The sequence below is a fragment of the Pseudomonas sp. GD03875 genome (assembly GCF_029840585.1).
GTDB lineage: Bacteria > Pseudomonadota > Gammaproteobacteria > Pseudomonadales > Pseudomonadaceae > Aquipseudomonas > Aquipseudomonas paralcaligenes.
This window is the reverse complement of sequence record NZ_JAOCCV010000020.1, coordinates 68,031-92,067: the sequence shown is the minus strand read 5'-3', so window position 1 is coordinate 92,067 and position 24,037 is coordinate 68,031. Positions and strand designations below refer to the sequence as shown.

The window sequence follows — 24,037 nt, the reverse complement described above, 5'->3', positions numbered from 1 at the left end:
GCCGTTGACTCGGACATAGCCATTCCTTTCATGAAAAGCGTTACGCCCCGGCACGGAGGCTCCCCATGATTCGCCTGTGCGCCCCGGAAGAGCTGGCCGAAGGCCGCAGCCGGGGTTTTTCCGTTCAGGGCCGCAAGCTGCTGGCGGTGCGCCGCGATGGCCGGCCCTATGTCTACCTGAACAGCTGCCCCCATCGCGGCCTGGCGCTGGAATGGCGCGAGGACGACTTCCTCGACGCCAGCGGCAGCCTGATCCGCTGCGCCCACCACGGTGCGCTGTTCCTCATCGAGGATGGCGAGTGCGTGACCGGGCCGTGCGCCGGCGAAAGGCTGCAGGCCCTGCCCGTGCGCGAGGACGACCAGGGCCTGTGGCTGCTCGACTGAATCAGCCCCTGCCGGCCCGCCGCAGCGCGGCGATGCCGCTGCGCGCGTTGGCCTGGGCGGCCAGGGCCAGCTCCTCGGCACTGGCGAAGTCGCGGTCCCAGGCCAGCACCTTGGGCGTCATCAGCCGGTGCCAGAGCGGCGGGATCATCGCCACGAGGATGGTGGTCAGATAGCCGCCGATCATCATCGGCGCGTCCGGGAAGGGCCGCAGGTCCTGGTAGGGCACCTCGCCCTGGGCGTGGTGGTGCGAGTGGCGGGTCAGGTTGAACATGGTCCACGAGCTGATCCGCCGGTTGGTGTTCCAGGAATGGCGCGGCTGCACCGGCGTGGCCGGGTTGCGCACCATGCCGTAGTGCTCCATGTAGTTGACGATCTCCAGCAGCGCCTTGCCCCACAGCGCGCAGGCGACGAAGAACAGGGCGGCCCCGACGCCGCCGATGGCGTAGGCGGCGGCGACCAGCAGAACGCTCATCAGGTGGCCGCGCAGCACCGCGTTGTGCCAGCCGAAGCGGCTCTGGCCCTTGCGCGCCAGGCGCTTGCTCTCGATCTTCCAGGCGCTGAGGTTGCCCTTCGCGGTCGAGGCCAGGATGTGCCAGTAGACGTTGCGACCGCGCGGCGCGGTGGCCGGGTCCTCGGTGGTCGACACGTAGCGGTGGTGGCCGTAGACGTGCTCGATGGAGAACACCGTGTCGAAGCTGAACGCCAGCAGCCAGCGGCCGATCAGCATGGACACCGGGTCCCAGGTGCGGTGGGTCAGCTCGTGGGCGGTGATGGTCCCGATCATGCCGATCATCAGGCCGGTGAGCAGCCAGGTGGAGACATGGTGGCCGGCGGCGGTCGCGTCGCGGGCGGCGAGCAGGTCGTGGCCGGTCAGCCGGCCGAGCGCGGCGCCGAAGCCGAGGAAGTCGCCGGCGCTCACGCTCCACAGCGCCGCGAAGACGATGCCGGCCAGCAGCGGCAGGGCCAGCCACAACTGGAAGGTGAGGATGCCGGGGTGCTCGAAGCGCGGCGTGCTGGTGTCGTCGCCGCAGACCGCGTCGCCGATCAGGTAGATGGCCAGCACGCCGAGCAGGCCGAAGGTGACCCAGGCGCCGCCGGCCAGGATGGCGACGACGGCCAGCAGGCCGATGGCGTGGAACAGGAAGAACTTCAGGTAGTGCAGCGCGTTCATGGTCGCCTCGCGTGTTGTTGTGATGTTCGGGCTCATGCGGCCGCCAGCGGGCCGTGTCGGGTAATGAAGCGATCGGCGTGGATGTGTTCGTGGGCCACGCCGCGCTCGCGCAGCAGCGCCACCGCGCTGTCGATCATGGCCGGCGGCCCGCACAGGTAGGCGTGGGCACCGTCCTCCAGCCATGCGGGGATGTGCTCGGTGATCCAGCCGCGCGCGCCCTGCCAGTCGGCGTCGGCGGCGGCCTCGGACAGCACCTGCAGGAAGCGGAACGGCGCGCGCCACTGCGCCGCCAGGGCCTCGATGGCCTCCAGGCAGTAGAGGTCGCGCGCCTCGCGGGCGCCGAACAGCAGGCTGACCGGGCGGCAGGCGCCGGCGGCCAGGGCCTCCTCGAGCAGCGCCAGGATCGGCGCCAGCCCGCTACCGCCGGCCACCAGCAGCAGCGGCGCCTCGGCCGGGCGCAGGTGGAAGTCGCCCAGCGGCCCCTCTAGCGTCGCGCCCAGGCCGAGCAGTGACTGGCCGTCGACCAGGCCGGTGAGGCGCCCACCCGGCACCTTGCGGATGAAGAACTCGACCTTGGCGTCCGGTCGCGGGCGGCAGGCGAAGGAGAAGCTGCGCGCATGCCCCGGCAGCGCGTCGAGACCGAGTTCGGCGTACTGGCCGGCCTTGTAAGGCAGGCTCTCTTCGAGCTGGATCACCAGCCGGGTGATGTCGTGGGTCAGCCGCTCCTGCGCCACCACCCGGCCACGTACCTGGCGCCGCGCCTGGGCACGGGACAGGTCGACCTCGATGCGCACATCGCCCCTGGGCAGGCTCTGGCAGGCGAGGATGTAGCCGGCGTCGAGTTCCTCGTCGGAGAGGATGTAGCCGGTCTCGGTGAGTTCGCGCACCTGGCCGGCGACCAGCCGGCACTTGCAGCTGGCACACCCGCCGACCCGGCAGCTATGGGGAAAGTCGATGCCCTGGCGCAGGGCGGCCTGCAACAGGGTCTCGCGCGGCTCGACCACGACCGCCGTGCCGTTGATCAGCGCCGTGGCAGCGCGGCGCCTGGCGAAGAAAGAGAACATGGGTGCTCCGCAGAGGTGGTGGATGACGCCACCATCCTCGGCCAACCCGGGCCTGGAGCGAGAGGTTGCGGATTGACAATGAACAGGTCATTTATTGACACTTTTCACCCCTCGCACCCCAGCCGGAACCGTCCATGGTCGACTTCACCCTGCCCGTGCAGTACCTGCGACAGATCGCCGAGCAGCTGCGCGCCATGGGCGTGGCGCCCGAAGACTGGCTGGCGCGCAGCCAGCTGAGCCCGCGCCGGCTCGACGAACCCGGCTTCCAGCCGGACTTCGCCGTGTTCCGCCAACTGATCGAGGACGCCCTGGCGCTGACCGGCGAACCGGCGTTCGGCCTGCTGATCGGCGAGCGGCTGGTGGTCAACACCCACGGCATCCTCGGCTTCGCCGCGCTGCAGAGCGAGTCGCCGCGCCAGGCACTGCACCTGCTGCAGCGCTACCTGGCGCTGCGCACCACGCTGTTCGACCTGGAGCACGAGCACGACGAAGCGACCGGGCTGGAACACATCCGCTTCCGCGCCAACTACGCCCTGGGCGCCAGCGAGCGTCCGCTGCAGGAGGCGGTGATGCTGGCCATCAAGCACGTGTTCGACGCCATCACCCTGGGCGCCGCTCGCCCGCGCCGGGTGTGCTTCCCCTGCCCGGAACCGGACTACGCGCCGCTGGCCGCCGAGATGTTCGGCTGCGAAATCGCCTACGACCAGCCCTGGGCCGGCTTCACCCTGGACACGGCGCTGCTCGACATGCCGCTGAAGATGGCCGACCCGGCCGCCTTCCGCGAGGCCGAGCAGATCTGCCGGCGCGAACTGGCCAAGCTGGAGGAAAAGACCTCGATGAACGCCCGCGTGCGCCGGGTGATGCTGGAGAAGCAGCACGGTTTCCCCAGCCTCAACGTCACCGCGCGCCTGTTCCACCTGACCCCGCGCACCCTGCACCGGCGCCTGCTGGCCGAGGGCACCTCGTTCAAACAGATTCTCGAAGAGGTGCGCCACACCCTGGCGGTGGAACACCTCAAGGCCGGGCACCTGACGGTGGAAGAGATCGCCGGCACCCTGGGCTACACCGACCAGGCCAACTTCCGCCGCGCCTTCAAGCGCTGGGAAGGGGTGCCGCCGTCGGCCTATCGCCAGCGGACGCTGCCAGGCGCAGCCGGCGATTGAGCCAGACGCCTTCGGGGCTGACATCGGCGCCGTAGGCCAGCACCTCGACACCCGCCGCCATCGCCTCGTCCAGAGCAGCCGCGTAGACCGGGTCGATCTCCCCGGAGGCGCGCACCGCGTCGACCCCGCTCAGGTTCACGCAGTACAGCAGCACCGCGCGCGCGCCCTGCCGCGCCAGCGCCGCCAGCTCGCGCAGGTGCTTGGCGCCGCGCGCGGTCACCGCGTCGGGAAAGGCGGCGACGCGGGAGTCGGCGAAGCCCAGGGTCACGCTCTTCACTTCCAGCATCACCGCGCCGGAGGCGTAGTCCAGGCGGAAGTCCGCGCGGCTGCCCTCGCTGCCGTAGGCCACCTCGCGGCGCAGGCCGGTGAAGCCGGCGAGTTCGGTGACGATTCCGGCGCGCAGCGCCTCTTCCACCAGGGCGTTGGCCCGGCCGGTGTTGAGGCAGGCCAGGCGCCCGTGCGGGGTCTCGCCCAACTCCCAGGTGCCCGGCAGCTTGCGCTTGGGATCGTCGGAGCGGCTGAACCAGACCCGGCAGCCCTCGCTCATGCAGTTGAGCATGGAGCCGGTGTTCGGACAGTGGATGGTCAGCGCCTCGCCGCTCGCCGTCTCGATGTCGGCCAGGAAGCGCTTGTAGCGGCGCAGCAGGCGCCCTTCCTCCAGCGGCGGATCAAAGCGCATCGGGGTTCCACGTCTTCAGGCCGCGGGCGATGCGCTCCACCGCCTGCTGCAGGCGCTCGACGCTCTGCGTGTAGGCGAAGCGAACGTGCTGGCCGGCCAGGTGGCGGCCGAAGTCCAGGCCCGGGGTGAAGGCCAGGTGCTCGGTCTCGATGAAGTGCCGGCAGAAGGCGAAGGCGTCGCCGCCGAAGGCCGAGATGTCCGCATATAAATAGAAGGCGCCCTCCGGCTCCACCGCGATGCGGAAGCCCAGCTCACGCAGGGCCGGCAGCAGGTAGTCGCGGCGCCGCTGGAACTCGTGGCGGCGCTCCTCGAAGATCGCCAGGCTGGCCGGCTCGAAGCAGGCCAGCGCGGCATGCTGGGCCATGGAAGGCGCGCTGATGTAGAGGTTCTGCGCCAGCTTCTCCAGCTCCGGCACCGCGCCCTGGGGCGCCACCAGCCAGCCCAGGCGCCAGCCGGTCATGCCGAAATATTTGGAGAAACTGTTGAGCACGAAAGCCTCGTCGTCCACCTCCAGCACGCTGGCCGCATCCGTGCCGTAGGTCAGGCCGTGGTAGATCTCGTCCACCACCAAGTGGCCGCCGCGCCCCTTGAGCGTGGCCGACAGCGCCGCCAGCTCGTCGCGCTGCAGCAGGGTGCCGGTGGGGTTGGCCGGCGAGGCGACCAGGGCGCCGACGCTGTCCGCGTCCCAGTGCCGCTCCACCAGCTGCGGGGTGAGCTGGTAGCGGCTCTCCGGGCCGACCGGCACCAGCTGCGCGGCGCCTTCCACCAGGCGCAGGAAGTGGCGGTTGCAGGGGTAGCCGGGGTCGGCCAGCAGCCAGTGCCGGCCCGGATCGACCAGCAGGCTGGCGGCCAGCAGCAGAGCCCCCGAACCACCGGGAGTAATCAGGATGCGTTCGGGGTCGATATCCAGACCGTAGCGGCTGGCGTAGAAACCGGCGATGGCCTGGCGCAGCTGGGGAATGCCACGCGCCGCGGTGTAGCGGGTATGCCCGGCGGCCAGCGCGGCCTGTCCGGCGCGCACGATGGGCTCGGCGGTGGTGAAATCCGGCTCGCCGATCTCCAGGTGAATCACGTCATGGCCGGCGGCCTGCAACTCGTTGGCCCGGGCCAGCAGCGCCATGACGTGGAAGGGTTCGATGGCGCGGCTACGTGCGCTGAAGGGCTGGGCCATATGGCCTTCCTTAATTGGATAAAAGGGGGGATTCTAACCAACTGCCCCCGATGCTTGTAGGAAGCGTGACAACCGGGAGTGGCATCGCCCGAATCGATCTGGTAAGTTCGCCGGCTTGCAGCCGCAGGCCCGGCGTCACTTGCCGGCAAAGGAACCGATCCTGCGCATTGGATCAGAGAGAGTGAGAGGCGGTCATCCATGCCCACCAAAGCGAAAGAGAACAGCAACCAGCTGGTTCGTGGCTTCGAACCCTACAAAGAGAAGAAGGGCGAGGAGTACATGAGCGAGCCGATGCGGGCTCACTTCACCGGCATCCTCAACAAGTGGAAGCTGGAACTGATGCAGGAGGTCGACCGCACCGTGCACCACATGCAGGACGAGGCGGCCAACTTCCCCGATCCGGCCGACCGCGCCAGCCAGGAAGAAGAATTCAGCCTGGAACTGCGCGCCCGCGACCGCGAGCGCAAGCTGATCAAGAAGATCGACGAGACCCTGCAGCTGATCGAGGACAACGAGTACGGCTGGTGCGACTCCTGCGGCGTGGAAATCGGCATCCGCCGCCTGGAAGCCCGCCCCACCGCGACCCTGTGCATCGACTGCAAGACCCTCGCGGAAATCAAGGAAAAGCAGCTCGGTTCCTGAGTTGCACGACGGGGCGCCACGGCGCCCCGTTCTGTTTCTGCCCCGGCTTCGCAACCGCTTCTTTAGGAGCGAGCCCGGCTCGCGAAGCCTGCCGTGTTTCCCGCGTTCGCGAGCAGAAGTCGCTCCTACAGGGTCGGATGGCCAACGACTGACCATCGCTCCAGCCTCGCGCCAATGAACAGTTCCTACATCGGACGCTTCGCCCCCACCCCCAGCGGCTACCTGCACTTCGGCTCGCTGGTCGCCGCCCTCGCCTCCTACCTGGACGCCCGCCACGTCGGCGGCCGGTGGCTGCTGCGCATGGAAGACCTCGACCCGCCGCGCGAGATGCCCGGCGCCCAGGACGCCATCCTGCGCAGCCTGGAGACCTACGGCTTCGAGTGGGACGGCGAACTGGTCCGGCAAAGCGAGCGTCACGCCGAATATACCGCGCTGATCGAGCGCCTGTTCGCCCAGGGCCTGGCCTATGCCTGCACCTGCTCGCGCAAGCAGCTGGAAGGCTGCGGCGGCATCTACCCGGGCACCTGCCGCAACGCCGGCCATGCCGACCACGACGCCGCCATCCGCCTGCGCGTGCCGGAACTGGAGTACCGCTTCGTCGACCGCGTTCAGGGCGAGTTCCGCCAGCACCTGGGCCGCGAGGTCGGCGACTTCGTGATCCGCCGCCGCGACGGCCTGTTCGCCTACCAGCTGGCGGTGGTGCTGGACGACGCCTGGCAGGGCGTGACCGACGTGGTGCGCGGCGCCGACCTGCTCGACTCCACGCCGCGCCAGCTGTACCTGCAGGAGCTGCTCGGCCTGCCACAGCCGCGCTACCTGCACGTGCCGCTGATCATCCAGCCGGACGGCCACAAGCTGGGCAAGCGCTACCGCTCGCCGCCGCTGCCGGCGGACCAGGCCGCGCCGCTGCTGGCCCGCGCCCTGCGCGCCCTCGGCCAGCAACCGCCGGCCGAACTGGCCGCCGCCACGCCGCGCGAGGCGCTGGCCTGGGGCATCGCCCACTGGGACGCCGGACGCATCCCGCGCAGCCGCACACTGGCCGAGGCCCAGCTCAAGTAAGCGGCACCATCCTGTGGGAGCGGCCTTGGCCGCGAAATGAGCCCGCGCCAACCCCTTCACGGCCAAGGCCGCTCCCACAACAAGAGCAGGGGCTGGCCAGATGGCGCCTGCTGGCCATGCGCCTGCCGGTAGTTGCCGCTCGCCGCTTCCTTTACCATCGGCCCCATCCTCAGACGAGATGCCGCATGTACATCTACCGATTGGTCCTGATCCTGGTGGTGGGGATCTACCTGTTCTCCCCCGCCATCATGGACTGGTGGATCGACGCCAATGGCGCCTGGTACCGCCCCTACCTGCTATGGCTGATCCTCATCGTCGTCACCCTCATCCTGCAGAGCCAGCGCGATGCCGACGAGCTTTGAACTCAGCCAGCTGATCCTGATCAGCGCCGGCTACCTGCTGCTGCTGTTCGGCGTGGCCTGGATCAGCGAGAAAGGCCTGATCCCGCGCCAGGTGATCCGCCACCCGCTGGTCTACACCCTGTCGCTCGGCGTGTACGCCAGTGCCTGGGCCTTCTACGGCACGGTCGGGCTGGCCTACCAGTACGGCTTCGGCTTCCTCGCCAGCTACCTGGGTGTCACCGGCGCCTTCCTCCTGGCGCCGGTGCTGCTCTACCCGATCCTGCGCATCACCCGCACCTACCAGCTGTCGTCGCTGGCCGACCTGTTCGCCTTCCGCTTCCGCAGCACCTGGGCCGGGGTACTGACCACGCTGTTCATGCTGGTCGGCCTGCTGCCGCTGCTGGCACTGCAGATCCAGGCGGTGGCCGACTCCATCGGCATCCTCACCCGGGAGCCGCTGCAGGACCGCTTCGCCCTCGGCTTCTGCGCCCTGATCACCCTGTTCACCATCCTCTTCGGCGCCCGCCATATCGCCACCAGGGAAAAACATGAGGGCCTGGTCTTCGCCATCGCCTTCGAATCGGTGATCAAACTCGGCGCGCTGGGCGGCATCGGCCTCTACGCGCTGTACGGCGTGTTCGGCGGCCCTGGCGAGCTGGAGCAGTGGCTGATGCAGAACCAGTCCGCCCTGAACGACCTGCACACGCCGCTGCAGGAAGGCCCCTGGCGCACCCTGCTGCTGGTGTTCTTCGCCTCGGCCATCGTCATGCCGCACATGTACCACATGACCTTCACCGAGAACCTCAACCCCCGCGCCATCGTCAGCGCCAGTTGGGGCCTGCCGCTGCTCCTGCTGCTGATGAGCCTGTCGGTGCCGCTGATCCTCTGGGCCAGCCTGAAGATCGGCGCCACCACCAACCCCGAGTACTTCACCCTGGGTCTGGGCCTGGCCGTGGGCGACCGCAGCCTGGCGCTGCTGGCCTACGTCGGCGGCCTGTCGGCCTCCAGCGGGCTGATCATCGTCAGCACCCTGGCGCTGTCCGGCATGGCCCTCAACCACCTGGTGCTGCCGCTCTATCAACCGCCGGCCGAAGGCAACATCTACCGCTGGCTGAAGTGGACCCGGCGCGGCCTGATCATCGCCATCATCGCCGCCGCCTACGGCTTCTACCTGCTGCTCGGCGCCGAGCAGGACCTGGCCAACCTGGGCATCGTCGCCTTCGTCGCCACCCTGCAGTTCCTCCCCGGCGCGCTGTCGGTGCTGTACTGGCCGACCGCCAACCACCGCGGCTTCATCGCCGGCCTGCTGGCCGGCATCGGCGTGTGGGCGGTGAGCATGCTGATCCCGCTGGTGAGCAACCTGCAGGGGCTGCACCTGCCGTTCGTCAACGTGGTCTACGTGCTCGACGAGAACAGCTGGCACCTCGCCGCCGTCGGCTCGCTGGCGGCCAACGTGCTGGTGTTCACCCTGGTCTCGCTGTTCACCGAGGGCAGCGACGAGGAAAAAAGCGCCGCCGAGGCCTGCACCGTGGACAACGTGCGTCGCCCGCAACGACGCGAACTGCTGGCCGGCTCGCCGCAGGAATTCGCCGCCGAACTGGCCAAGCCGCTCGGCGCGGTGACCGCGCAGAAGGAAGTGGAGCGCGCCCTGCGCGACCTGCACCTGCCCTTCGACGAGCGCCGCCCCTACGCCCTGCGCCGCCTGCGCGACCGGGTCGAGGCCAACCTCTCGGGCCTGATGGGGCCGAGCGTGGCGCAGGACATGGTGGAAACCTTCCTGCCCTACAAGTCCGGCAGCGAGGCCTACGTCAGCGAGGACATCCACTTCATCGAAACCCGCCTGGAGGACTACCAGTCGCGCCTCACCGGCCTGGCCGCCGAGCTGGACGCCCTGCGCCGCTTCCACCGCCAGACCCTGCAGGAGCTGCCCATGGGCGTGTGCTCCCTGGCCAAGGACCAGGAAGTGCTGATGTGGAACCGGGCCATGGAAGAACTCACCGGCATCGCCGCCCAGCGCGTGGTCGGCTCGCGCCTGCTCAGCCTGGAGGAACCCTGGCGCGGCATGCTGCAGGGCTTCATCGAGCAGGACGAGGAACACCAGCACAAGCAGCACCTGGCGCTCGACGGCGAGGTGCGCTGGCTCAACCTGCACAAGGCGGCCATCGACGAGCCGCTGGCACCGGGCAACAGCGGCCTGGTGCTGCTGGTCGAGGACGTCACCGAGACCCGCGTGCTGGAGGACCAACTGGTGCACTCCGAACGCCTGGCCAGCATCGGCCGCCTGGCCGCCGGCGTGGCCCACGAGATCGGCAACCCGGTCACCGGCATCGCCTGCCTGGCGCAGAACCTGCGCGAGGAACGCGAGGACGACGACGAGGTGGCCGAGCTGAGCACCCAGATCCTCGACCAGACCAAGCGCATCTCGCGCATCGTCCAGTCGCTGATGAACTTCGCCCACGCCGGCGCCCAGCAACACGCCGAGTACCCGGTGAGCCTGGCCGAGGTGGCCCAGGACGCCATCGGCCTGCTGTCGCTGAACCGCCACGGCACCGAGGTGCAGTTCTTCAACCTGTGCGACCCCGACCACCTGGCCAAGGGCGACCCGCAGCGCCTCGCCCAGGTGCTGATCAACCTGCTGTCCAACGCCCGCGACGCCTCGCCGGCGGGCGGCGCGATCCGGGTCTGCAGCGAGGCCAGCGAACAGAGCGTCGAGCTGATCGTCGAGGACGAAGGCACGGGCATCCCGCAGGCGATCATGGACCGTCTGTTCGAGCCTTTCTTCACCACCAAGGACCCGGGCAAGGGCACCGGTTTGGGCCTCGCGCTGGTCTATTCGATCGTGGAAGAGCATTATGGACAGATCATCATAGACAGCCCGGCCGACCCCGAGCGCCAGCGCGGAACCCGATTCCGCGTTACCCTGCCGCGCTATGTCGAAGCGACGTCCGTAGCGACCTGAGTAGTGACCTGTGATCGTCGCGCGCCCGTACCACGGGCCTCGCCGATCCGGAGACCGTCGAGAGAACACAATGCCGCACATCCTCATCGTCGAAGACGAAACCATCATCCGCTCCGCCCTTCGCCGCCTGCTGGAACGCAACCAGTACCAGGTCAGCGAGGCCGGCTCGGTGCAGGAAGCCCAGGAGCGCTACAGCATCCCCACCTTCGACCTGGTGGTCAGCGACCTGCGCCTGCCCGGCGCCCCCGGCACCGAGCTGATCAAGCTGGCCGAGGGCACCCCGGTACTGATCATGACCAGCTACGCCAGCCTGCGCTCGGCCGTGGACTCGATGAAGATGGGCGCGGTGGACTACATCGCCAAGCCCTTCGACCACGACGAGATGCTCCAGGCCGTGGCGCGCATCCTGCGCGACAACCAAGAGGCCCGTCGCAACCCGCCCGGCGAGGCGCCGAGCAAGCCTGCCGGCAAGGCCAACGGCGCCGCCGCCGAGGGCGACATCGGCATCATCGGCTCCTGCGCCGCCATGCAGGACCTCTACAGCAAGATCCGCAAGGTCGCGCCCACCGACTCCAATGTGCTGGTCCAGGGCGAGTCCGGCACCGGCAAGGAACTGGTCGCCCGCGCCCTGCACAACCTGTCCCGCCGCGCCAAGGCGCCGCTGATCTCGGTGAACTGCGCGGCGATTCCCGAGACCCTGATCGAATCCGAGCTGTTCGGCCACGAGAAAGGTGCCTTCACCGGCGCCAGTGCGGGCCGCGCCGGCCTGGTGGAAGCGGCCGACGGTGGCACCCTGTTCCTCGACGAGATCGGCGAATTGCCACTGGAAGCCCAGGCCCGCCTGCTGCGCGTGCTGCAGGAAGGCGAGATCCGCCGCGTCGGCTCGGTGCAGTCGCAGAAGGTCGACGTGCGCCTGATCGCCGCCACCCACCGCGACCTCAAGACCCTGGCCAAGACCGGCCAGTTCCGCGAGGACCTCTACTACCGCCTGCACGTCATCGCCCTCAAGCTGCCGCCGCTGCGCGAGCGCGGCGCCGACGTACTGGAGATCGCCCAGGCCTTCCTCGCCCGCCAGTGCGAGCGCATGGGCCGCGAGGGGCTGCGCTTCGCCCACGACGCCGAACAGGCGATCCGTCACTACCCGTGGCCGGGCAACGTGCGCGAGCTGGAGAACGCCATCGAGCGCTCGGTGATTCTCTGTGAGGGCAACGAGATTTCCGCCGAGCTGCTGGGCATCGACATCGAGCTGGACGACCTCAACGACGACGACTTCGCCGAGGCGCCCTCCGCCCAAGCGGCGGCGAGCAACAACCACGAGCCCACCGAGGACCTGTCCCTGGAGGACTACTTCCAGCACTTCGTGCTGGAGCACCAGGACCACATGACCGAGACCGAGCTGGCGCGCAAGCTGGGCATCAGCCGCAAATGCCTGTGGGAGCGTCGCCAGCGCCTGGGCATTCCACGTCGCAAGTCGGGCGCGACGGCCGGCTGAGCGCGACAGAACCCCACGCGATTGGTTCCGCAGCTGTTACCCCACATCAACATCGCGTAACAAAAGCCGGGTTCATCGGTAACGATGACCCGGCTTTTTTCGGCCTGCTGTTCGGCCATGAAAACCGTAACACATTGAAAATAAAGGATTTACAAAAACTGGCACGGCATCTGCTTTATCTCTGGCACAACAACAATAACAACGCTTGAAACCTCAACAATAAAAACAATACAGAACGGCTCCAGCCCAACAAGAACAACAACGCGGAGGCGCAGCTAACTGATTCTTTTGGAGAGGATTTGCCTTTGGGGTTCGCCCCACGACCAGGCTGAGAACAACAAAAACTGCACTAAAGCAGCGCCTGCACTGGTTGGATCACGGAAAGATCATGGCAGCATCAGCATCCAAAGCAATCCGTTTGCTCCTGGTACCCGGCTTGGGATACCTCAAACGGGCTTACAACAAGAACAACAGGCCCGGCATAACAATAAAAACAAAGCACGCACCATTTTGGGGGGGAGCTTCGGCTCCCCCAGTAGCTTCACCCCTCTCATCATCCCCAGCCTGCCTTTTCCATCCTTCTCCTTCCCGATGCTAGAATCCGCGCCAATCGTGCGGTTACCGGCATTTCCGGCCGCTTATCCCTGCAAACAGTGCCTCCCATGCTGAAAAAGCTGTTCAAGTCCCTTCGCTCGCCCCTCGCGCTGAAGCGCCAACCCCGTCCCCGCAGCACGCCGGAGATCCTCGGCCCGCGCCAGCATTCGCTGCAGCGCGGCCAGTTCAGCCGCAACGCGGTGAGCGTGGTCGACCGCCTGCAGAAGGCCGGCTACCAGGCCTACCTGGTCGGCGGCTGCGTGCGCGACCTGCTGATCGGCGTGCAGCCGAAGGACTTCGACGTCGCCACCAGCGCCACACCGGAACAGGTCCGCGCCGAGTTCCGCAATGCCAGGGTGATCGGCCGCCGCTTCAAGCTGGCCCACGTGCACTTCGGCCGCGAGATCATCGAGGTCGCCACCTTCCGCAGCAACCACCCGCAGGGCGACGACGAAGAGGACAGCCACCTGTCCGCGCGCAACGAGAGCGGCCGCATCCTGCGCGACAACGTCTACGGCAGCCAGGAGAGCGACGCCCAGCGCCGCGACTTCACCATCAACGCGCTGTACTTCGACGTCACCGGCGAGCGCGTGCTGGACTACGCCCACGGCGTGCACGACATCCGCAACCGCCTGATCCGCCTGATCGGCGATCCCGAGCAGCGCTACCTGGAAGACCCGGTGCGCATGCTCCGCGCCGTGCGCTTCGCCGCCAAGCTCGACTTCGAGATCGAGAAGCACAGCGCCGCGCCGATCCGCCGCCTGGCGCCCATGCTGCGCGACATTCCCGCCGCGCGCCTGTTCGAGGAAGTGCTCAAGCTGTTCCTCGCCGGCCGCGCGGAACGCACCTTCGAGCTGCTGCTGGACTACGACCTGTTCGCCCCGCTGTTCCCGGCCAGCGCCAAGGCCCTGGAACGCAACCCGGAATACGCCGGCCGGTTGATCCGCCAGGCCCTGGCCAACACCGACGAGCGCATCGCCGTCGGCAAGCCGGTGACCCCCGCCTTCCTGTTCGCCGCCCTGCTGTGGCCGGCGCTGCCGGCGCGCGCCCTGCAACTGCAGGATCGCGGCATGCCGCCGATCCCCGCCATGCAGGAGGCGGCCCACGAGCTGATCCTCGAACAGTGCCGGCGCATCGCCGTGCCCAAGCGCTTCACCATCCCGATCCGCGAGATCTGGGACATGCAGGAACGCCTGCCGCGCCGCCAGGGCAAGCGCGCCGACCTGCTGCTGGAGAACCCGCGCTTCCGCGCCGGCTACGACTTCCTCCTGCTGCGCGAGGACGCCGGCGAGCAGACCGGCGGCCTCGGCGACTGGTGGACCGACTACCAGGACGCCACCGACAGCGAACGTCGCGCCATGATCCGCGCCCTCGGCAACCGCCAGGAAGACGCCGGCGAAGGCAGTGCCGCGCCGGCCGCGCCGGCCGCGCGCAAGCGTCGCCGCGGCGGGCGCAACCGCCGTCGCGGCCCGCGCAGCGACGGCCCGGCCGGCGAGTGATGGAGCGGGTCTACCTCGGCCTCGGCAGCAACCTGGCCGAGCCGCTCCGGCAACTGCGCGACGCCCTGGCGGCCATCGCCGAGCTGCCGCACAGCCAGCTGGCCGCCGTCTCCTCCTTCTATGCCAGCGACCCGCTCGGCCCGCCGGACCAGCCACGCTACGTCAACGCCGTGGCCGCACTGGACACCGACCTGGCGCCGCTGGAGCTGCTCGACGCCCTGCAGCGCATCGAGCGGGAGCAGGGCCGGGTGCGCAAGGCCGAGCGCTGGGGGCCGCGCACGCTGGACCTGGACATCCTGCTGTTCGGCGAGCGCCTGCTCGCCGAGGAACGCCTGACCGTGCCCCACTACCACATGCACGCGCGCGCCTTCGTCCTCTACCCGCTGGCCGAGATCGCCCCCGCCGACCTCCAGCTACCCGACGGCCGCTCCCTGCCGGCGCTGCTCGCCGCCTGTCCCTACGCGGGCCTGGAACGCCTCGCCGAGCGCGCCCTGTAACCCGGGGCGCGCCACCGTCCACGCGGGGCCGAGCGCAGCAGGTAACGCCGTAACAGCGCGGTAACACATGCGATTGACTTCATGCCCCCCCATCGGGACTATAGGCGTCCCGTTGCCCCGAGGCGGTGCATACAACACCGCCCCTAGAAGGCCGAGAAGGCGACACGAGCGCCGTAGTCCGGCCCGCTGATGAGGAAGCCTTGATGCCTGATACAACCGTGAGCACCCTGCTGGGCCTGAAGCAGAAGGGCGAGAAGATCGCGATGCTGACCGCCTATGACGCCACCCTGGCGCGGGCGGCCTGCGAGGCCGGCGTGGAGGTGCTGCTGGTGGGCGACTCCCTGGGCATGGTCCTGCAGGGCCACGACAGCACGCTGCCGGTCTCCCTGAGCGACATGGCCTACCACACCGCGTCGGTCAAGCGCGGCAACCAGGGCGCGCTGATCCTCGCCGACCTGCCCTTCATGGCCTACGCCACCCTCGAACAGACCTTCGCCAGCAGCGCCGCGCTGATGCAGGCCGGTGCCCACATGATCAAGCTGGAAGGCGCCAGCTGGCTGGCCGAGCCGACCCGCCAGTTGGCCGAACGCGGCGTGCCGGTGTGCGTTCACCTGGGTCTCACCCCGCAGGCGGTCAACGTGTTCGGCGGCTACAAGGTGCAGGGCCGTGGCGAAGCCTCCGCCCGCCAGCTGCGCGCCGACGCCATGGCCCTGGAACAGGCCGGCGCCGCCATGCTGCTGCTCGAATGCGTGCCCAGCGAGCTGGCCGCCGAGATCACCCAGGCGGTGAAGATTCCGGTCATCGGCATCGGCGCGGGCTCCGCCACTGACGGCCAGGTGCTGGTGATGCACGACATGCTCGGCCTGTCCCTGAGCGGCCGCGCGCCCAAGTTCGTGAAGAACTTCATGGAAGGCCAGCCGAGCATCCAGGCGGCCTTCTCCGCCTACGTGCGCGCGGTGAAGGACGTCAGCTTCCCCGCCGCGGAGCACGGATTCTCAGCATGAACACCGTCAAGACCGTTGTGGAACTGCGCGCCGCCGTGGCGCGGGCGCGCGGCGACGGCAAGCGCGTCGCCTTCGTGCCGACCATGGGCAACCTGCACGAGGGCCACGTCGCCCTGGTGGAGAAGGCCGGCCAGCGCGCCGACTTCGTAGTCGCCAGCATCTTCGTCAACCCGCTGCAGTTCGGCCCCAGCGAAGACCTGGCCAGGTACCCGCGCACCCTGGCCGCCGACCAGGAAAAACTGGTCGCCGCCGGCTGCCACCTGCTGTTCCACCCCGAGGTGGACGAGATGTACCCCCACGGCCAGGAAGGCCAGACCCGGGTCAGCGTGCCCGGCGTCTCCGAGGGCCTGTGCGGCGCCAGCCGGCCGGGCCACTTCGAGGGCGTCGCCACCGTCGTGACCAAGCTGTTCAACATGGTCCAGCCGGACATCGCCGTGTTCGGCGAGAAGGACTTCCAGCAGCTGGCCGTGATCCGCACCCTGGTGCGCGACCTGAACATGCCGGTCCAGATCATCGGCGAACCGACGGTGCGCGCCGAGGACGGCCTGGCCCTGTCGTCGCGCAACGGCTACCTGAGCGCCGAGCAGCGCGCCCAGGCGCCCGCCCTGCACCGCACCCTGCGCCAGCTGGCCGAGGCCATCCGCGGCGGCGAGCGCAACTTCGCCCAGCTGGTGGAGAGCGGCAAGGGCAGCCTGCTGAGCGCCGGCCTGCGTCCCGACTACCTGGAAATCCGCGAGTCGGTCGGCCTGCGTCCGGCCCATGCCGAAGACACCCGGCTGGTCATCCTGGCCGCCGCCTTCCTCGGCACCACGCGCCTGATCGACAACCTGGCCTTCGAGCTGTAACCCGCATATCGCCTGGCCTTGAACCCCCGCGGGGGTTCGGGCACACTCTGCCGCCGCAGTATTCCGAGGGGGAAGTAGTCATGCACGCCATCATGCTCAAGGCCAAGCTGCACCGCGCCATCGTCACCCACGCGGTGCTCGACTACGAAGGCTCCTGCGCCATCGACGGCGAATGGCTGGACCTGTCCGGCATCCGCGAGTACGAGCAGATCCAGATCTACAACGTGGACAACGGCGAGCGCTTCACCACCTACGCCATCCGCGGCGAGGAAGGCTCTAGGATCATCTCGGTCAACGGCGCCGCCGCGCACAAGGCCGGGGTCGGCCACCGCGTCATCATCTGCGCCTACGCCCACTACAGCGAGGCCGAACTGGCCAACTTCCAGCCCCGCGTCCTCTACATGGGCGCCGATGGCGAGCTGAGCCACACCAGCAACGCCATCCCCGTGCAGGTCGCCTGAACGAGTCGGCGACCGCTACACTCCAAGCCCGGAACCCTTCCGGGCTTTTTGTTGGTGCGCCGCGCCCGCGCGCCAAGGCACGCAACGACAGGCGCGCACCATCCAGGGCCCTGAACCTCCAGATACCGGAACGCCGCACACAAAGGAAATTGCCACCCATGGCGTATTACCAGCACCCGCTCGACGTCACCACCCTGCCGGCCTGGCAGGCCCTGCGCCAGCATCGCCAGGCCATGCAGGACTTCAGCATGCGCGAGGCCTTCGCGGCCGACCCGAAACGCTTCGAGCGCTTCTCCATGAGCACCAGCGGCATCTTCCTCGACTACTCGAAGAACCTGCTCAGCGAGGAGACCCTGGGCCTGCTGGTCGACCTGGCCCGGGAAGCCGGCCTGCAGGAGGCCATCGAGGCGCTGTTCAATGGCGAGCGGGTCAACGCCTCCGAGGGCCGCCCCGCCCTGCACACCGCCCTGCGTCGGCCGATCGGCGACTGCGTCAAGGTCGACGGCGTCAACGTGATGCCGGACGTGCACCGCGTGCTCAACCAGATGACCGACATCGTCAGCCGCATCCACAGCAACCTGTGGCGCGGCTACAGCGAGAAGACCATCACCGATGTGGTCAACATCGGCATCGGCGGCTCGTTCCTCGGCCCGCAACTGGTGTCCGAGGCGCTGCTGCCGTTCACCCAGCACGGCGTGCGCTGCCACTATCTGGCCAACATCGACGGCAGCGAATTCCACGAACTGTCCGCCAAGCTCAACGCCGAAACCACCCTGTTCATCGTCTCATCGAAGTCCTTCGGCACCCTGGAGACCCTGAAGAACGCCCAGGCCGCACGCTCCTGGTACCTGGCCCGCGGCGGCACCGAGGAGAAGCTGTACCGGCACTTCATCGCCGTGACCAGCAACCGGGACGCGGCCATCGACTTCGGCATCCGCGAGAAGAACATCTTCCCCATGTGGGACTGGGTCGGCGGGCGCTATTCGCTGTGGTCGGCTATCGGCCTGCCCATCGCCCTGGCGATCGGCATGTCCAACTTCAAGGAGCTGCTGTCCGGCGCCTACAGCATGGACACGCACTTCCGCAGCACCCCGTTCGAGAAGAACATGCCGGTGCTGCTGGCCCTGCTCGGCGTCTGGTACGGCAACTTCTGGGGCGCCCAGAGCCACGCCATCCTGCCCTACGACCACTACCTGCGGAACATCACCAAGCACCTGCAGCAGCTGGACATGGAGTCCAACGGCAAGAGCGTGCGCCAGGACGGCAGCCCGGTGAACACCGAGACCGGCCCGGTGATCTGGGGCGGCGTCGGCTGCAACGGCCAGCACGCCTACCACCAGCTGCTGCACCAGGGCACCCCGCTGATCCCGGCGGACTTCATCGTGCCGGTGGTCAGCTATAACCCGGTGGCCGACCACCACCAGTGGCTGTACGCCAACTGCCTGTCGCAGAGCCAGGCGCTGATGCTTGGCAAGAGCCGCGCCGAGGCCGAGGCCGAACTGCGCGCCAAGGGCCTGGGCGAGGACGAGGTGCAGCGCCTGGCCGCGCACAAGGTGATCCCGGGCAATCGCCCGAGCAACACCCTGGTGCTGGAGCGCATCAGCCCCCGCCGCCTGGGCGCGCTGGTGGCGATGTACGAGCACAAGGTGTTCGTGCAGAGCGTCATCTGGGGCATCAACGCCTTCGACCAGTGGGGCGTGGAGCTGGGCAAGGATCTCGGCAAGGGCGTCTACCAGCGCCTCACCGGCTGGGACCAGCCGCCGGCCGAGGACCCCTCGACCCAGGGCCTGATCGACTTCTTCCGCGGCCGTCACCGCGGCTGAAGCGCGCCCGATAGTCGCTGGGCGCGATGCCCAGCGACTGCAGGAAGGCCCGCCGCAGGTTGTACTCGCTGGCGAAGCCGGTCTGCAGCGCCACCCGCTTCAGCGAGGGCGCACCGTTCTCCAGCAGGCGACAGGCCCGTTCCAGGCGCAACTGCAACAGCAGGCGCGCCGGGGTCTGGCCCAGTTCGGCCTGGCAATGCCGATGCAGACTGCGCGGCGACAGCGACAGCGCCGCCGCCATCCGCTCGACATCCAGCGCCTCGTGCAGATGTTCGTGCAGCCACGTCACCAGGCCTTCGACCACGCCACCCGGCGCGGCCGCCTGGGCCAGCAGCTCGACGCTGAACTGGCGCTGGCCGCCACTGCGGCGCAGATGCACCACCAGTCCCTTGGCCACCTGCAGCGCCAGTTCGCGGCCATGGTCGGCCTCCAGCAGGGCCAGACACAGGTCGATGCCGGAACTGACGCCGGCCGAACTGAACAACCGATCCTCCTCGACGAACAGCGTATCCGCCTCGACCTGCACCCGTGGAAACAGCCGCTGCAGCAGCTCGGCATAGCGCCAGTGGGTGGCGGCGCGGCGCCCGTCGAGCAACCCGGCCTGGGCCAGCAGGAAGGCGCCGGTGCACACCGAGCCGCAGCGCGCCAGGCACGGCGCCACCCGTTTCAGCCATGCCGCCAGCAGGCCACGCCCCATGGCCTGCTGCACACCGAAGCCACCGCTGACCAGTAGGGTGCAACCCTCCAGCATCTCCGCCACCGGCATAGGCTCGGTGTGCATGGCCAGACTCGAGGACGACGCCACCAGGCCGCCCTCCTGCGAGATCAGGCGCAAACGGTACAAGGGCCGCCCCTTCAGGTCGTTGGCCGCGGCGAACACCTCGGCCGGACCACTGACGTCGAGCAACTGGAAGCCGGGAAACACCAGCAACAGCACTTCGTGGGGCGATGACATGGCGCAGCTCTCGAAAGGGGTTGGCAGATTTTCATTCATAGATGTCATTCACGCCAATACGTGCCGGCGCAGACTGCAACGCCAACGCCTTCCCTGTGGAGTCTCACCATGCGCCCTGCCCTGCTCGCCTCGCTCCTGCTGTTACCGCTGATCGCATCGGCCGACGAGCGCCTGCCGCCCCACGAGCCTCGCTTCGGTCGCGAGCGCCCGCTGGTGGCGGTGGTCGGTGACAACCGCATGACCGAACTGGCCGACTACCTGGTGCCCTACGGCATTCTCGGTCGCGCCGGTGTAGCCGATCTGGTGGCGCTGGGCCGCGACGCCGGCCCCATCGAGATGATGCCGGCCCTGCGCATCCAGGCGCAGGCCAGCCTCGCCGAGTTCGACCGCGACCACCCCGAGGGCGCGGACTATCTGATAGTGCCCGCCGTACACCACAGCGACGACCCGCGCCTGACCGCCTGGCTGGCCGAACAGGCGACCAAGGGTGCGACCCTGGTGGCCATCTGCGACGGTGTGCTGCTGCTCGGCCACGCCGGCCTGCTGCAGGGGCGACGCGCCACGGGCCACTGGTACTCGCGCGCAGACCGCGAGAAGGGGTTCCCCGAAACCCGCTGGCAGGCCGACCGCCGCTACGTGGTGGACGGCCGCATCGTCAGCAGCGCCGGCATCAGCGCCGCCGTGCCGTTGAGCCTGGCCCTGGTCGAAGCCATCGCCGGCACGCCGCGGGCCGAACGGCTGGCACGCGAACTGGGCGTGGACGACTGGTCGCCAGACCATGCCAGCGCGAACTTCGGTTTCACCGCTGGCGACTACCTGACGGTGGCCGGCAACTGGCTGGCCTTCTGGCGACACCAGCGCATCGGCCTGGTCGTCGCCGAAGGCTTCGACGAAGCGGCGCTGGCCCTGCGTGCCGACGCCTACGGCCGCACCTTCCGCAGCGAGGTGCTGGCCGTGGCGCCCGACCCCGTGCGTGGCCGTGCGGGCCTGCTACTGTTGCCACGGCAGGCGAGCGTCGAACTGCTGCCGCCCGAGCCCGCCCCGCACGCAACGACGATGGCCAGCCTGGAACTGGCCCTGCGCGACATTGCCGAACGTTATGGAGCGGCGACCGAGCGCCTGGTGGTTCAACAGCTCGAGTACCCGCGCATGCCGCACTGAGGCGCCGGCACTTGAACCGGGCAGTTGCCTGGTCCACCCTGCTCGGCATTGCGGCTCAACAATAAGAAGGATTCCCGCCATGTTCGAGATCACTCGCCACCCCGTGCCCGACAGCGTGCGCCAGCGCGCCTTCCTCGACAACGACGCCTACCTGCGCCTGTACCGCCAGTCCATCGAGCAGCCGGAAGCCTTCTGGAGCGAGCAGGCGCGGCAGTTCCTGCACTGGTTCGAGCCGTGGGACCAGCTGCACCACAGCGACCTCACCAAGGGCGAGGCGCAGTGGTTCAAGGGCGGCAAGCTCAACGCCGCCTACAACTGCATCGACCGCCACCTGGCCACCCGCGGCGAAGACATCGCCATCATCTGGGAAGGCGACAACCCGGCCGAATCCGCCCACATCACCTACAACAAGCTGCACCACAACGTCAGCCGCCTGGCCAACGTGCTCAAGAGCCGCGGCGTGAAGAAGGGCGACCGGGTGTGCATCTACATGCCCATGGTGCCGGAAGCCGCCTACGCCATGCTGGCCTGCGCGCGTATTGGCGCCATCCACTCGGTGGTGTTCGGCGGTTTCTCCCCGGACGCTCTGCGCGACCGCATCCTCGACGCCGACTGCCGCACCGTGATCACCGCCGACGAGGGCGTGCGCGGCGGCAAGTACATCCCGCTGAAGAACAACGTCGACAAGGCCCTGCAGAGCTGCCCAGACGTCAGCACCGTGGTGGTGGTCGAGCGTACCCAGGGCGAGATCGACTGGGTGGAAGGCCGCGACCTCTGGTACCACCAGGCACTCAAGGAGGCCGACGCCGACTGCCCGGCCGAACCGATGGACGCTGAGGACCCGATGTTCATCCTCTACACCTCGGGCAGCACCGGCAAACCCAAGGGCGTGCTGCACACCACCGGCGGCTACCTGCTGGGCGCGGCCATGACCCACAAGTACGTGTTCGACTACCACGACGGCGACATCTACTGGTGCACCGCCGACGTCGGCTGGGTCACCGGCCACAGCTACATCGTCTACGGCCCGCTGGCCAACGGCGCCACCACCCTGATGTTCGAGGGCGTGCCCAACTACCCGGACGCCTCGCGCTTCTGGCAGGTGATCGACAAGCACCAGGTGAACATCTTCTACACCGCGCCGACCGCCCTGCGCGCGCTGATGCGCGAGGGCGAGGCGCCGGTGCAGGCCACCGACCGCTCCAGCCTGCGCCTGCTCGGCACGGTGGGCGAGCCGATCAACCCCGAGGCCTGGGAGTGGTACTACAACGTGGTCGGCGACCGGCGCTGCCCGATCGTCGACACCTGGTGGCAGACCGAGACCGGCTCGATCCTGATCACCCCGCTGCCCGGCGCCACCGACCTCAAGCCCGGCTCGGCCACCCGCCCCTTCTTCGGCGTGCAGCCGGTGCTGCTCGACGAACAGGGCAAGGAGATCGACGGCCCCGGCGCCGGCGTGCTGGCGATCAAGGCCAGCTGGCCGAGCCAGATCCGCAGCGTGTACGGCGACCACCAGCGGATGATCGACACCTACTTCAAGCCCTACCCCGGCTACTACTTCACCGGCGACGGCGCGCGCCGCGACGAGGACGGCTACTGGTGGATCACCGGCCGGGTCGACGACGTGATCAACGTCTCCGGCCACCGCATCGGCACCGCCGAGGTGGAGAGCGCCCTGGTGCTGCACGACGCGGTGGCCGAGGCCGCAGTGGTCGGCTACCCGCACGACGTGAAGGGCCAGGGCATCTACGCCTTCGTCACCACCATGAAGGGGCTGGAACCCTCCGAGGAACTGAAGGCGGAACTGCTCTCGCTGGTCGGCAAGGAGATCGGCAGCTTCGCCAAGCCGGAGCTGATCCAGTGGGCGCCGGGCCTGCCCAAGACCCGTTCGGGCAAGATCATGCGGCGCATCCTGCGCAAGATCGCCTGCAACGAACTGGAAAACATGGGCGACACCTCGACCCTGGCCGACCCCAGCGTGGTCGACAGCCTGATCGAGCAGCGCCTGAACCGCTAGAGCTGCAAGCTGCAAGCTGCAAGCTGCAAGCTGCAAGCTGCAAGCTGCAAGCTGCAAGCGAGCCAGTATGAGAGCCGGATCGACTCGGTTAGGCTTTCGCTCTTACTTGCCGCTTGCGGCTTGCAACTTGAGGCTGCTCTCGTGGAATTCCTCCGTCGCCGCATCGAAGCCCAGGTCCTCGGCCTCAGCGGCATCGCCCTCGGCCAGATCGACTTCAGCCAGCCCGTGGGCGACCCCGGCCTGTTCGGCCCGGGCGCCGTGTGCTGGCGGGTCCACGGCGACTTCACCAGCATGATGGTCGGCGGCATCTGCGCGCTGCTGATGCAAGCCCTGCACCCGCTGGCCCTGGCCGGAGTGTGGGACCACTCGAACTTCCGCGACGACCTGATCGGCCGCCTGCGCCGCACCGGCCAGTTCATCTCCGGCACCACCTTCGCCTCCCGGCGCGACGCCGAATGGCTGATCGACAAGGTGCGCACCATCCACCTGCGCGTGGTCGGCACCGCGCCGGACGGCCGTCCCTACGCCGCCAGCGACCCGGCCCTGCTGACCTGGGTACACGTGGCCGAGGTCTCCAGCTTCCTCTCCGCCCACCTGCGCTACCGCAATCCCGCGCTGAGCGAGGCGGACCAGGACCGCTACTACGCCGAAGTGGCGCTGATCGCCGAGCGCCTGGGCGCCGAAGGCGTGCCGCGCTCGCGCGCCGAGGTCGCCGCCTACCTCGAGGGCGTGCGCCCACAACTGCTGTGCGACGAACGCTCGCGGGAAATTCTGCGCATCCTGCGCGGCGCCCCGGCCCCCAGCGCGCTGGCCGTGCCGGTGGGCAAGCTGCTGATGCAGGCCGGCGTCGACCTGCTGCCGGGCTGGGCCCAGGAGCTGCTCGGCGAGCGGGTCGATCCCGTGCGCAGCCGGGCCATCCGCGCGGGCGTGAACGGCCTGGCGCCGACCCTGCGCTGGGCCGTGCGCGGCGGCGCGGTACACCGGGCCCGCCAGCGCATGGGCCTGCCACTGCGGGACTGACCAGTCGGTTCGCGCACTGGCCGGGGGCGAATCGGCT

General features: G+C 68.8%; 21 protein-coding genes. 16 read left to right on the top strand and 5 right to left on the bottom strand.

Annotated features, from left to right (window positions below; genetic code table 11):
* Positions 1–65: 65 nt before the first annotated feature.
* Positions 66–383, top strand: coding sequence for a Rieske (2Fe-2S) protein (locus tag N5D30_RS17520; protein ID WP_279902653.1), 318 nt, complete (start codon positions 66–68; stop codon positions 381–383).
* A 1-nt stretch (position 384) separates the two neighbouring features.
* Here N5D30_RS17520 and N5D30_RS17515 read toward each other — a convergent pair whose 3' ends face one another.
* Both N5D30_RS17515 and N5D30_RS17510 read right to left on the bottom strand, forming a co-directional pair.
* Positions 385–1,590, bottom strand: a complete 1,206-nt coding sequence (locus N5D30_RS17515; protein ID WP_279909980.1) for an alkane 1-monooxygenase — start codon at positions 1,588–1,590, stop codon at positions 385–387.
* Positions 1,587–2,618, bottom strand: coding sequence for a 2Fe-2S iron-sulfur cluster binding domain-containing protein (locus N5D30_RS17510; protein ID WP_279909979.1), 1,032 nt, complete (start codon positions 2,616–2,618; stop codon positions 1,587–1,589). Before N5D30_RS17510 ends, N5D30_RS17515 begins: the two co-directional genes overlap by 4 nt.
* A gap of 134 nt (positions 2,619–2,752) precedes the next feature.
* Between N5D30_RS17510 and N5D30_RS17505 the strand changes: the two genes are divergently transcribed.
* The gene (locus N5D30_RS17505) at positions 2,753–3,781 is read left to right on the top strand and encodes an AraC family transcriptional regulator (RefSeq protein ID WP_279909978.1); all 1,029 of its coding nucleotides are present in this window, start codon (positions 2,753–2,755) and stop codon (positions 3,779–3,781) included.
* Here N5D30_RS17505 and sfsA read toward each other — a convergent pair.
* Complete coding sequence (gene sfsA / locus N5D30_RS17500; RefSeq protein ID WP_279909977.1) at positions 3,711–4,460, bottom strand: DNA/RNA nuclease SfsA; 750 nt, start codon at positions 4,458–4,460, stop codon at positions 3,711–3,713. The two genes, N5D30_RS17505 and sfsA, sit on opposite strands and share 71 nt — an antisense overlap.
* Positions 4,450–5,631, bottom strand: coding sequence for a pyridoxal phosphate-dependent aminotransferase (locus N5D30_RS17495; protein WP_279909976.1), 1,182 nt, complete (start codon positions 5,629–5,631; stop codon positions 4,450–4,452). The genes sfsA and N5D30_RS17495 overlap by 11 nt, the downstream gene beginning before the upstream one ends.
* A 198-nt stretch (positions 5,632–5,829) precedes the next feature.
* On the opposite strand from N5D30_RS17495, the gene dksA reads away from it, so the two are divergent.
* The 11 genes from dksA to pgi all read left to right on the top strand — a co-directional run bounded on the left by dksA (position 5,830) and on the right by pgi (position 18,847).
* Positions 5,830–6,273: an RNA polymerase-binding protein DksA gene (gene dksA, locus N5D30_RS17490; RefSeq protein WP_220812205.1), complete on the top strand. Its 444-nt coding sequence runs from the start codon at positions 5,830–5,832 to the stop codon at positions 6,271–6,273.
* A 174-nt stretch (positions 6,274–6,447) separates the two neighbouring features.
* Positions 6,448–7,332 carry a tRNA glutamyl-Q(34) synthetase GluQRS gene (gene gluQRS / locus N5D30_RS17485; protein WP_279909975.1) on the top strand — a complete coding sequence of 295 codons (885 nt, stop codon included), beginning with the start codon at positions 6,448–6,450 and terminating at the stop codon, positions 7,330–7,332.
* Positions 7,333–7,517: 185 nt separating this feature from the next.
* On the top strand, positions 7,518–7,694 hold the full coding sequence (locus N5D30_RS17480) for a hypothetical protein (RefSeq protein WP_192318065.1): 177 nt from the start codon (positions 7,518–7,520) through the stop codon (positions 7,692–7,694).
* Positions 7,678–10,632, top strand: a complete 2,955-nt coding sequence (locus N5D30_RS17475; protein WP_279909974.1) for an ATP-binding protein — start codon at positions 7,678–7,680, stop codon at positions 10,630–10,632. Before N5D30_RS17480 ends, N5D30_RS17475 begins: the two co-directional genes overlap by 17 nt.
* 70 nt (positions 10,633–10,702) lie before the next feature.
* Positions 10,703–12,124 carry a sigma-54 dependent transcriptional regulator gene (locus N5D30_RS17470; protein ID WP_279909973.1) on the top strand — a complete coding sequence of 474 codons (1,422 nt, stop codon included), beginning with the start codon at positions 10,703–10,705 and terminating at the stop codon, positions 12,122–12,124.
* 662 nt (positions 12,125–12,786) lie between these two features.
* Positions 12,787–14,217: a polynucleotide adenylyltransferase PcnB gene (locus N5D30_RS17465; protein ID WP_279909972.1), complete on the top strand. Its 1,431-nt coding sequence runs from the start codon at positions 12,787–12,789 to the stop codon at positions 14,215–14,217.
* Positions 14,217–14,714, top strand: coding sequence for a 2-amino-4-hydroxy-6-hydroxymethyldihydropteridine diphosphokinase (gene folK / locus N5D30_RS17460; protein ID WP_279909971.1), 498 nt, complete (start codon positions 14,217–14,219; stop codon positions 14,712–14,714). The genes N5D30_RS17465 and folK overlap by 1 nt, the downstream gene beginning before the upstream one ends.
* Positions 14,715–14,917: 203 nt before the next feature.
* Positions 14,918–15,718, top strand: a complete 801-nt coding sequence (gene panB, locus N5D30_RS17455; protein ID WP_279909970.1) for a 3-methyl-2-oxobutanoate hydroxymethyltransferase — start codon at positions 14,918–14,920, stop codon at positions 15,716–15,718.
* Entirely contained in the window at positions 15,715–16,563 is an 849-nt protein-coding gene (gene panC, locus N5D30_RS17450; protein WP_279909968.1) for a pantoate--beta-alanine ligase, read from the top strand. Before panB ends, panC begins: the two co-directional genes overlap by 4 nt.
* A gap of 80 nt (positions 16,564–16,643) precedes the next feature.
* Positions 16,644–17,024: an aspartate 1-decarboxylase gene (gene panD, locus N5D30_RS17445; protein WP_279909967.1), complete on the top strand. Its 381-nt coding sequence runs from the start codon at positions 16,644–16,646 to the stop codon at positions 17,022–17,024.
* Positions 17,025–17,182: 158 nt separating this feature from the next.
* Positions 17,183–18,847, top strand: a complete 1,665-nt coding sequence (pgi, locus tag N5D30_RS17440) for a glucose-6-phosphate isomerase (RefSeq protein WP_279909966.1) — start codon at positions 17,183–17,185, stop codon at positions 18,845–18,847.
* Here pgi and N5D30_RS17435 read toward each other — a convergent pair.
* The gene (locus N5D30_RS17435) at positions 18,765–19,802 is read right to left on the bottom strand and encodes a helix-turn-helix domain-containing protein (RefSeq protein WP_279909965.1); all 1,038 of its coding nucleotides are present in this window, start codon (positions 19,800–19,802) and stop codon (positions 18,765–18,767) included. The two genes, pgi and N5D30_RS17435, sit on opposite strands and share 83 nt — an antisense overlap.
* 108 nt (positions 19,803–19,910) lie before the next feature.
* On the opposite strand from N5D30_RS17435, the gene N5D30_RS17430 reads away from it, so the two are divergent.
* From N5D30_RS17430 to N5D30_RS17420, 3 genes are all read left to right on the top strand, one after another.
* A complete protein-coding gene (locus N5D30_RS17430) occupies positions 19,911–20,963 on the top strand; it encodes a DJ-1/PfpI family protein (RefSeq protein ID WP_279909964.1) in 1,053 nt (350 codons plus the stop codon).
* A gap of 79 nt (positions 20,964–21,042) precedes the next feature.
* A complete protein-coding gene (gene acs, locus N5D30_RS17425; protein WP_279909962.1) occupies positions 21,043–22,980 on the top strand; it encodes an acetate--CoA ligase in 1,938 nt (645 codons plus the stop codon).
* A gap of 141 nt (positions 22,981–23,121) precedes the next feature.
* Positions 23,122–24,000, top strand: coding sequence for an oxygenase MpaB family protein (locus tag N5D30_RS17420; RefSeq protein WP_279909961.1), 879 nt, complete (start codon positions 23,122–23,124; stop codon positions 23,998–24,000).
* Positions 24,001–24,037: the final 37 nt, after the last annotated feature.

Excerpts from the sequence above, each read along its gene's own strand:
- N5D30_RS17495 (WP_279909976.1), bottom strand. The coding sequence starts at position 5,631 with ATGGCCCAGCCCTTCAGCGCACGTAGCCGCGCCATCGAACCCTTCCAC.
- gluQRS (WP_279909975.1), top strand. The coding sequence starts at position 6,448 with ATGAACAGTTCCTACATCGGACGCTTCGCCCCCACCCCCAGCGGCTAC.
- N5D30_RS17520 (WP_279902653.1), top strand. The coding sequence starts at position 66 with ATGATTCGCCTGTGCGCCCCGGAAGAGCTGGCCGAAGGCCGCAGCCGG.
- N5D30_RS17430 (WP_279909964.1), top strand. The coding sequence starts at position 19,911 with ATGCGCCCTGCCCTGCTCGCCTCGCTCCTGCTGTTACCGCTGATCGCA.
- N5D30_RS17515 (WP_279909980.1), bottom strand. The coding sequence starts at position 1,590 with ATGAGCCCGAACATCACAACAACACGCGAGGCGACCATGAACGCGCTG.
- dksA (WP_220812205.1), top strand. The coding sequence starts at position 5,830 with ATGCCCACCAAAGCGAAAGAGAACAGCAACCAGCTGGTTCGTGGCTTC.
- N5D30_RS17465 (WP_279909972.1), top strand. The coding sequence starts at position 12,787 with ATGCTGAAAAAGCTGTTCAAGTCCCTTCGCTCGCCCCTCGCGCTGAAG.
- N5D30_RS17505 (WP_279909978.1), top strand. The coding sequence starts at position 2,753 with ATGGTCGACTTCACCCTGCCCGTGCAGTACCTGCGACAGATCGCCGAG.
- acs (WP_279909962.1), top strand. The coding sequence starts at position 21,043 with ATGTTCGAGATCACTCGCCACCCCGTGCCCGACAGCGTGCGCCAGCGC.
- panC (WP_279909968.1), top strand. The coding sequence starts at position 15,715 with ATGAACACCGTCAAGACCGTTGTGGAACTGCGCGCCGCCGTGGCGCGG.
- pgi (WP_279909966.1), top strand. The coding sequence starts at position 17,183 with ATGGCGTATTACCAGCACCCGCTCGACGTCACCACCCTGCCGGCCTGG.
- N5D30_RS17510 (WP_279909979.1), bottom strand. The coding sequence starts at position 2,618 with ATGTTCTCTTTCTTCGCCAGGCGCCGCGCTGCCACGGCGCTGATCAAC.
- N5D30_RS17435 (WP_279909965.1), bottom strand. The coding sequence starts at position 19,802 with ATGTCATCGCCCCACGAAGTGCTGTTGCTGGTGTTTCCCGGCTTCCAG.
- N5D30_RS17470 (WP_279909973.1), top strand. The coding sequence starts at position 10,703 with ATGCCGCACATCCTCATCGTCGAAGACGAAACCATCATCCGCTCCGCC.
- panD (WP_279909967.1), top strand. The coding sequence starts at position 16,644 with ATGCACGCCATCATGCTCAAGGCCAAGCTGCACCGCGCCATCGTCACC.
- folK (WP_279909971.1), top strand. The coding sequence starts at position 14,217 with ATGGAGCGGGTCTACCTCGGCCTCGGCAGCAACCTGGCCGAGCCGCTC.
- sfsA (WP_279909977.1), bottom strand. The coding sequence starts at position 4,460 with ATGCGCTTTGATCCGCCGCTGGAGGAAGGGCGCCTGCTGCGCCGCTAC.
- N5D30_RS17480 (WP_192318065.1), top strand. The coding sequence starts at position 7,518 with ATGTACATCTACCGATTGGTCCTGATCCTGGTGGTGGGGATCTACCTG.
- panB (WP_279909970.1), top strand. The coding sequence starts at position 14,918 with ATGCCTGATACAACCGTGAGCACCCTGCTGGGCCTGAAGCAGAAGGGC.
- N5D30_RS17475 (WP_279909974.1), top strand. The coding sequence starts at position 7,678 with ATGCCGACGAGCTTTGAACTCAGCCAGCTGATCCTGATCAGCGCCGGC.